The 8,566-nt window shown below is 54.6% G+C and carries 7 protein-coding genes; all 7 read left to right on the top strand.

Going from position 1 to position 8,566, the window contains the following annotated elements; translation table 11 throughout:
* Positions 1 to 288: 288 nt before the first annotated feature.
* The 7 genes from CCE92_RS09385 to yihA all read left to right on the top strand — a co-directional run bounded on the left by CCE92_RS09385 (position 289) and on the right by yihA (position 8,401).
* Positions 289 to 816: a DUF421 domain-containing protein gene (locus CCE92_RS09385; RefSeq protein ID WP_088007269.1), complete on the top strand. Its 528-nt coding sequence runs from the start codon at positions 289 to 291 to the stop codon at positions 814 to 816.
* 82 nt (positions 817 to 898) lie between these two features.
* The gene (locus tag CCE92_RS09380) at positions 899 to 1,414 is read left to right on the top strand and encodes a DUF421 domain-containing protein (RefSeq protein WP_088007268.1); all 516 of its coding nucleotides are present in this window, start codon (positions 899 to 901) and stop codon (positions 1,412 to 1,414) included.
* 126 nt (positions 1,415 to 1,540) lie between these two features.
* On the top strand, positions 1,541 to 2,524 hold the full coding sequence (locus CCE92_RS09375) for a tetratricopeptide repeat protein (RefSeq protein ID WP_088007267.1): 984 nt from the start codon (positions 1,541 to 1,543) through the stop codon (positions 2,522 to 2,524).
* A 100-nt stretch (positions 2,525 to 2,624) separates the two neighbouring features.
* Positions 2,625 to 3,953, top strand: coding sequence for a trigger factor (tig, locus tag CCE92_RS09370; protein WP_088007266.1), 1,329 nt, complete (start codon positions 2,625 to 2,627; stop codon positions 3,951 to 3,953).
* 173 nt (positions 3,954 to 4,126) lie between these two features.
* The gene (clpX, locus tag CCE92_RS09365; protein WP_088007265.1) at positions 4,127 to 5,392 is read left to right on the top strand and encodes an ATP-dependent protease ATP-binding subunit ClpX; all 1,266 of its coding nucleotides are present in this window, start codon (positions 4,127 to 4,129) and stop codon (positions 5,390 to 5,392) included.
* Between the two features lie 106 nt (positions 5,393 to 5,498).
* On the top strand, positions 5,499 to 7,823 hold the full coding sequence (lon, locus tag CCE92_RS09360; protein ID WP_088007264.1) for an endopeptidase La: 2,325 nt from the start codon (positions 5,499 to 5,501) through the stop codon (positions 7,821 to 7,823).
* Positions 7,820 to 8,401 carry a ribosome biogenesis GTP-binding protein YihA/YsxC gene (yihA, locus tag CCE92_RS09355; RefSeq protein WP_088007263.1) on the top strand — a complete coding sequence of 194 codons (582 nt, stop codon included), beginning with the start codon at positions 7,820 to 7,822 and terminating at the stop codon, positions 8,399 to 8,401. The genes lon and yihA overlap by 4 nt, the downstream gene beginning before the upstream one ends.
* The last annotated feature ends 165 nt before the right edge of the window (positions 8,402 to 8,566 follow it).

Genomic DNA, 8,566 nt, shown 5'->3' with positions numbered 1-8,566 from the left:
GACGCTGATCAGTATTGCGAACTTGCATAAAGGTGTGACGCTGGACGAACTGTACGAGTGGAATCCGGGCGTCGATCCGTACAACTTGCAGATCGGTTCTGAAATCCGCGTATCTGCCCCTTAAAAAATGGATGGACAGGTATGTTGATGCGTTAAGAATGAAGTGAGACAGTCAAAAAAGAAAATTCGATAGTGCAAGCGCATCCGCGTCGGCGGGTGCGCTTTTTCGCTGTTTGAACAGGCGACGGAGGGGTAAAGTTAATTACCGGCTCGGAGAGGAGGGGGCTTATGCTGGAAACGATGCTGTATGACGGATGGAAGGATTTGGTTCGCGCATTTTTGATTACGCTCCTCGCGTATCCGCTCCTGATCCTGCTTCTCAGAACGTTCGGCAAAAGGACGCTCACAAAAGCGAACATGTTCGATTTTATTGTCACGGTTACATACGGGGCGACGCTGGCCAGCATTTTGACGAGCAGTCACGTGTCGCTGGCTGAAGGGGCGGTCATCCTGCTGATGCTGACCGTCCTGCAATACGCTGCCTCTAAAGGAATGATGAATTCCCGCCGGATTGAAAATGTGCTGAAAGCAGATCCTTCTTTTCTGTATCGGGAAGGGGAATTCTATGATGAGGAATTACAGCGCCAGCGCCTTCGGGTGGATGATTTGAAAGCGAAAGTCCGGCAGCAGGGCATGAGTTCGCTCGATAACGTGCAGGCGATCGTGCTAGAAGGCGACGGTTCCATTTCGGTTATCAAAAAAGACAACGGCAGTACGCACGATGCGCTGGAAGGCATAGATAATTCGCGGACATGACGCCGGCTGGCGGAATGGAGGACCGACGGGATCTGAATGAGCATTTTTTGTCCGCTTTTTTGCAGAAGGAGGGAATTTCAAGTTGGAGAGTTTCTTTTTTGACGGCTGGGAGAATACTTGGCGGATTTTACTGATGGCCGTACTTATATACATATACCTTATTATCATTATGAGGATCACAGGTAAACGGACTTTGCTGCAATACAACATGTTCGAGTCGATCATCACCATTGCGTTCGGGTCTACCATCGCGACGATCCTTCTGACGAAAGCGCTGTCCTTCGTGGAGGGGGCGCTCGCGTTAGGGTCGCTTACGTTCATTCAGTTCATGATCGGATTTTTGGAAAGAAAATCAGGGGCTTTTAAGAAAGCGATCACTCCGACGCCGAAATGCATGTACGAGGACGGCGTGTATAATGAAGAGGCGATGCGGAAAGAGCGGGTGATGAAAGAGGAGATCCGGACCGCTGTGAGGGAGAAAGGGGTCGGTTCGATGGACCTTGTAAAAGTGGTCGTGCTGGAAGGGAACGGAAAGTTATCCATCATCACGAAACAACAGGCAGGGTCTCTCGACGTCCTTGAAGACGTCAAGCACTGAAAAGGTTCGGGCAAGGAAGTTAAAGGACGCTTGCCGGAGACCCCTTTCATTTTCTGAATGCAAGTCATCTTCTATCATATAACGGCTTTCCGCGTGTAAAATGAAAACGAGCAGGAGGTGATCGAAATGTATAAAAAGCATGGCCGACTGAAGCGGAAGGGGAATGTCATCATTTTTCCGACAGCCATCGACCGCCTGATGGAAGAAGGTGTCACTGCGCTTCAGCAGGAGAATTTCGCGGGAGCCCGCACCAAAATGGAAGAAGTGCTGGCGCTCGAACCCGCCAATCCGGCCGCACTCGGCGCTTATGCGTATGCGCTGTATGAACTCGGGGAATACGGAAAAGCGCTCGAGGCGACAGAGGAATTGCTGAAAATCGGCCCTCTCCATTACTTGGAAACGATGGAGCTCCATATCAGTCTGCTGATGCAGCTGAGGCGGTATGGGGAAGCGGAAGAGCTGATCGACATGCTGATCAGTGAAGGGGTCCTGCCGGAAGAGCGGATTGCCCAGTTCAGGCAGCTGCAGCAGCTGAATGAGCGGATCCAGGATCAGATGCCGTCCCGGACGGAAGAACCGCCGGTCCCTTTCAATATCGAAGAGTTCCTGGAACTGTCCCATGCGGAACAGGAACGGACCGTCATGGCGCTTGAACCTGGGGCATTCAGACAGCTGCAGGATGAAATGGTGAGGGCGGTCGAACATCCGGCGGTGGACCTCTTGGCGAAGACATATATTTTATTCATGCTGCACCGCGCGCATGCGGAAGCGACTGTTAAAATCGAGAAATTCCATTACATAGGTACATTCCATATTTCCAATCTGCCGGATCCGCTGACGAGCGACCGGCTGAACGTGATCAAAAAGCAGTTTGAAGCTGCGCTGACACAAGATCCGACGCGGCTCGAAATGATCACGGAGCTGTTCGACCGCCATGTTTATCTTTTATTCCCCTTCCAATGGGATGAATTCAGCCCGGCGGAAGTGGCGAACGGCTACTTGGCTTATCTGGACGCCGTCTTCACCGGGGAGGCGCCCGATTCCGGCAATCCGGAACTGCTGCAGCTCCTGCTGCGTGCGGAGGCGTGGTTCGAACTCCGGAATGGGTAAATCAGTTGAAACACGTATGTGGTATGCTATACTAAGAGAGTTGCAAAAATCGAAGAAAACCTGCCGGGTTTGCGAAAATATTGTTTTGGAGGGTGTATAAATGTCAGCTAAGTGGGAAAAACAAGAGGGCAATACAGGCGTTCTGACGGTAGAAGTGCCTGCGGAGCAAGTCAACGAAGGGCTTGACAAAGCATTCAAGAAAGTCGTGAAGGAAATCAACGTACCGGGATTCCGTAAAGGGAAAATGCCGCGTCAAATGTTCGAGAAACGTTTCGGTGTGGAATCGCTCTATCAGGACGCGCTTGATGCGATTCTGCCGGATGCCTATGCGAACGCGGTGGAGGAAGCGGGCATCGAGCCTGTCGACCGTCCGGAAATCGACATCGAAGAGATGGAAAAGGGCAAGCCGCTCGTTTTCACTGCAAAAGTGACAGTTAAGCCTGAAGTGACACTTGGCGAATATAAAGGCCTCGAAGTGACGAAGCAGGAGACGGACGTATCGGACGAAGACATCGAAGAACAGCTCAAAGAGCGTCAGGAACAGCTGGCGGAACTCGAACTGAAGGAAGATGAGCCGATCGAAGAAGGCGACACGGCGGTCATCGACTTCAGAGGCTTTGTCGACGGCGAAGCATTCGAAGGCGGCGAAGGCGAGGAGTATTCCCTCGAAATCGGCTCGGGCACATTCATCCCGGGATTCGAAGAGCAGCTGATCGGCGCGAAGTCCGGTGAAGAGAAAGAAGTGGAAGTGACATTCCCTGAAGAATATCACGCTGCTGAACTCGCCGGGAAAAAAGCGACATTCGAAGTCAAGATCAAAGAAGTGAAGTCGAAGGTCCTGCCTGACCTGAATGACGAATTCGCGAAAGAGATCGACGAAGAGATCGAAGGCCTCGACGCGCTGCGCGCGAAGCTGAAAGAAGATCTGCTGAACGAGAAAATCAGCGCTTCCGACATGGCGCTCCGCGACCAGCTTGTCGAAAAAGCGGCTGAAAACGCGACGATCGACATCCCGAGAGCGATGGTGGAGACGGAAGTCGACCGCATGCTCCAGGACTTCGAACAGCGTCTGTCCCAGCAGGGCATGAACCTCGATCTGTACTACCAGTTCTCCGGTCAGGACGAGCAGGCGCTGCGCGACCAGATGCGCGACGATGCGGAAAAGCGCGTCCGTGTATCGCTGACGCTCGAGGCGATCGCTGAAGCGGAAGGGCTGAAAGTGACTTCTGAAGACATCGACAAAGAACTGGAGAAGATGGCTGGCCAGTTCAACATGGAGACAGAGCAGATCAAAGCGGCTCTCGGCGGGACGACAATGCTGGAAAATGATATCCGCATGCAGAACACGGTGGAATTCCTCGTGGAAAACGCGAAAATCAGCGAAGGCGCCGCGGATGCCGGCGAAGGAAGCACGGAAGAAAGCAAATAAGCAACCCTTACAACGAAAGACAAGGCGGCATGTGAGCGCCTTGTCTTTCATACATAGAAGACCTTTTCAGCCGCTTCGGCGGAATATCATAGCGGGCTGCTGCGGCGAATCTAATTAGTTGCGACAATCTGCATAATCTTATAATATTAGAGCTTGAATAGGGGTGAATTACAGTGTTCAAATTCAACGATGAAAAAGATCACCTGAAATGCTCGTTCTGCGGAAAACCGCAGGAACAAGTCCGCAAATTGGTTGCCGGACCCGGTGTCTACATTTGTGATGAGTGTATCGATCTTTGCACTGAAATCGTGGAAGAGGAACTCGGTACAGAGGAAGAGACCGAGTTCAAGGAAGTGCCGAAACCGAAAGAGATCCTAGAGATCCTGAATGGCTATGTCATCGGTCAGGACCGGGCTAAAAAGTCGCTGTCCGTTGCTGTATATAATCATTATAAACGCGTCAATTCCAATTCGAAGGTCGATGACGTCGAACTTTCGAAATCCAATATCGTCCTGATCGGGCCGACAGGAAGCGGGAAAACGCTTCTTGCCCAGACGCTCGCGCGCATCCTGAACGTGCCGTTCGCCATCGCGGACGCGACATCGCTCACGGAAGCGGGTTATGTCGGTGAGGATGTCGAGAACATCCTCCTGAAGCTGATCCAGGCCGCCGATTACGATGTGGAGCGCGCCCAGAAAGGCATCATCTACATCGATGAAATCGATAAAGTCGCACGCAAATCCGAGAACCCGTCGATCACACGCGACGTGTCCGGTGAAGGGGTGCAGCAGGCGCTCCTGAAAATCCTGGAAGGGACGACTGCCAGCGTCCCGCCGCAGGGAGGGCGCAAGCACCCGCACCAGGAATTCATCCAGATCGATACGACGAATGTCCTGTTCATTGTCGGCGGTGCATTCGACGGCATCGAGCAGATCATCAAGCGCCGCCTCGGCAGCAAAGTGATCGGCTTCGGTTCGGATCCGAACAAAGAAGTGGAAGAAGGGGAATCGCTTCTCAGCAAGCTCATCCCGGAAGACCTTCTCAAGTTCGGTCTCATCCCGGAATTCATCGGCCGTCTGCCGGTGCTCGCAAGCCTCGAGCAGCTGGATGAGGATGCGCTCGTCCAGATCCTGACGGAGCCCAAGAACGCGCTCGTCAAGCAGTACGAGAAAATGATGGAGCTCGACGGCGTGAAGCTGACGTTCGAACAGGAAGCGCTCGTAGAAATCGCGAAGCTTGCCATCGAACGGAAGACCGGCGCCCGCGGCCTGCGTTCCATCATCGAGAACATCATGCTCGATGTCATGTTCGACCTGCCGTCGCGTGAAGATATCGTCGAATGCATCATCACGAAAGAGACGGTCACGGAGAACGAACAGCCGAAACTGATCCTGACGGACGGTTCGGAATTTATTAAAGATGAAAAAACCTCAGCATAAATGACGGGATACGGGCTGGTTCTGATCGTGCGCTTTTTGCGTCAAACAGAGCCAGCCGTTTTTTTCAGCCGAAAGGCTTTTATTTCTTTGGAGGTGGACTTCCATTATGGCGAATGAAGTGAAAAAACAAGTGCCGCTTCTGCCGCTCCGCGGGCTCCTCGTCTTCCCGACGATGGTGCTGCACATCGATGTCGGCCGGGACCGGTCCGTCGCGGCGCTGGAGCAGGCGCTCCTTGGCGATGAAATCATTTTCCTCGCCACCCAGAAGGAAATGAGCATCGAGCAGCCGGAACAGGGCGACCTGTATGAAACCGGCACGCTCGCACGCGTCAAGCAGATGCTGAAGCTGCCGAACGGCACGATCCGGGTGCTTGTCGAAGGGATCGAGCGCGGCCAGTGGGCGAACTACGAGGACGGCGAGAAATTCACGACAGTGGACGTGACGGCTTATCCGGACAGCACGGCGCGCACGCCGGAGCATGACGCCCTCATGCGCATGCTGCTGGAAGAGTTCGAGAGCTATTCCAAGAACACGAAAAAAGTGAACCGGGAAACGATCAATACAGTGTCGGATATCCAGGAACCCGGCCGTCTGGCGGATATGGCCGCTTCGCATATGCCATTGAAGATCGGCGGCAAACAGGACATCCTGGAAACGTTCGATGTCAGCGAGCGGCTCGAGAAACTGATCACGAAACTCCACAGCGAGCAGGAAGTGCAGGAAATCGAAAAACGGATCGGCCAGCGCGTGAAGAAAGCGATGGAGCAGACGCAAAAGGAATTCTACCTGCGCGAACAAATGAAAGCGATCCAGAAAGAGCTGGGGGACAAGGACGGGAAATCGGCTGAAGTCGTCGAGCTGAAGAAGCGCATCGAGGAAGCCGGCATGTCGGAGTCCGCTGAAAAGACGGCGCTCAAAGAGCTCGACCGCTATGAAAAGCTCCCGGCGGCAGCCGCGGAAAGCGGGATCGTCCGCAACTATATCGACTGGCTCGTGTCGATTCCGTGGTCGGAACAGACGGAGGACCGGCTCGATATCAATCACGCCGCGGAAGTGCTCGACCGCGACCATGACGGGCTTGAGACCGTGAAAGAGCGGGTGCTCGAGTACTTGGCGGTGCAGCAGATGACGCAGTCGCTGCGCGGACCGATCCTGTGCCTCGTCGGACCTCCGGGCGTCGGGAAGACATCGCTCGCCCATTCCATCGCCGAATCGCTCGACCGCAAGTTCGTGCGCGTGTCGCTCGGCGGCGTGCGCGATGAATCCGAGATCCGTGGCCATCGCCGGACGTATGTCGGCGCGATGCCCGGCCGGATCATCCAAGGAATGAAGAAAGCCGGGACGGTCAACCCGGTGTTCCTGCTCGATGAAATCGATAAAATGTCGAACGATTTTCGCGGCGATCCGTCTTCGGCCATGCTCGAAGTGCTCGACCCGGAACAGAACTCGACATTCAGCGACCATTATATAGAAGAAACGTATGATCTTTCGCAAGTGCTGTTCATCGCGACGGCGAACGATCTCGGCTCCATTCCCGGACCGCTCCGCGACCGGATGGAAGTGATTACGATCGCCGGCTACACCGAAGGCGAAAAGCAGTCGATCGCGAAAAACCACCTCATTCCGAAGCAGCTGAAAGAACACGGCCTGTCGGAGGAGAAGCTCAGGTTTGAAGACGACGCAATCCTGTCGGTGATCCGGTTCTACACCCGGGAAGCCGGCGTACGGAATCTGGAACGCCAGATCGCGTCCATCTGCCGGAAAGTGACGAAACAGCTCATCGCCGGTGAGAAGGAATCCATCACGGTGACTCCTGAACTGGTCGAGGAATATCTCGGCAAGAAAAAATTCCGCTACGGCCAGGCAGAGACGGAGAACCAGGTCGGCGTCGCCACAGGTCTCGCGTACACGGCCGTCGGCGGGGATACGCTCCAGATCGAAGTGTCGCTGTCACCGGGCAGCGGAAAACTTCTGCTGACCGGAAAACTCGGGGATGTCATGAAGGAATCCGCCCAGACGGCGCTGTCGTTCGTCCGGGCACGGGCCGAATCGCTCGGCATCGATCCGGATTTCCATGAAAACTTCGACATCCACATCCACGTTCCGGAAGGGGCCGTGCCGAAAGACGGCCCGTCCGCGGGCATCACCATCGCGACCGCGCTCGTATCGGCGCTCTCGAAACGGCCGATCCGCCGTGAAGTCGGCATGACGGGCGAAATCACCTTGCGCGGCCGCGTCCTTCCGATCGGCGGCGTCAAAGAGAAGACGCTTAGCGCGCACCGCGCCGGACTCAAGACGATCATCCTGCCGAAAGAGAACGAGCGCGACATCGACGACATTCCGGAAAGCGTGCGGGATGCGCTGACATTCAAGCTCGTGTCCGAGGCGGATGAAGTGCTCAACGTGGCGCTCGAAGGAGATTTCCAATGAACGTCAATAACGTCGAACTCGTCATCTCCGCGGTGAGGCCGGAGCAGTATCCGGAAGGGGATCTGCCGGAATTCGCGCTGGCCGGCCGATCCAACGTCGGCAAATCTTCCTTTATTAACAAAATGATCGGCCGGAAAGCGATGGCGCGGATTTCCTCGAAACCGGGGAAGACGCAGACGCTGAATTTTTATAAAATCGAGGACCAGCTGTACTACGTCGACGTGCCGGGCTACGGCTATGCGAAAGTTTCGAAGAAAGAACGGGAAGCGTGGGGCAAAATGATCGAGCGCTACATCACCGGCCGCGACGTGCTCCGCGCGGTCATCCAGATCATCGACCTGCGGCATCCGCCGACAGAGGACGATATCATGATGTACGATTTCCTGAAGCATTACGGAATCCCGTGCGTGCTGATCGCCACGAAAGCCGATAAAATCCCGAAAGGCAAATGGCAGAAGCACAAAAAGATCATCCGGGAAGCCCTCCAGGTCGAAGACGGCGATTCGCTCATCGTCTTCTCCTCGGAGACCGGCCTGGGGAAAGACGAAGCATGGGACGAGATCAAGAAACGGATGTAAGGTGCAGCTGAGTCTGCGCCTTTTTTTGTTGGCGGAGGGGAATAAAGGCGGGGGCGGCGGGTTAGCGGACACTCGGTAAAAAGTTGCCAACCGGATGCGATTCGCACCTGACTTTACGGGTATGGTACTCCAAAGTGACAATTATCACAGCGGTTCTTTATTAAT

Source organism: Indiicoccus explosivorum (assembly GCF_002167005.1).
Lineage (GTDB): Bacteria > Bacillota > Bacilli > Bacillales_A > Planococcaceae > Indiicoccus > Indiicoccus explosivorum.
Note: the sequence above shows the minus strand (reverse complement) of the source record. Positions and strands in the feature narration are given on the sequence as shown.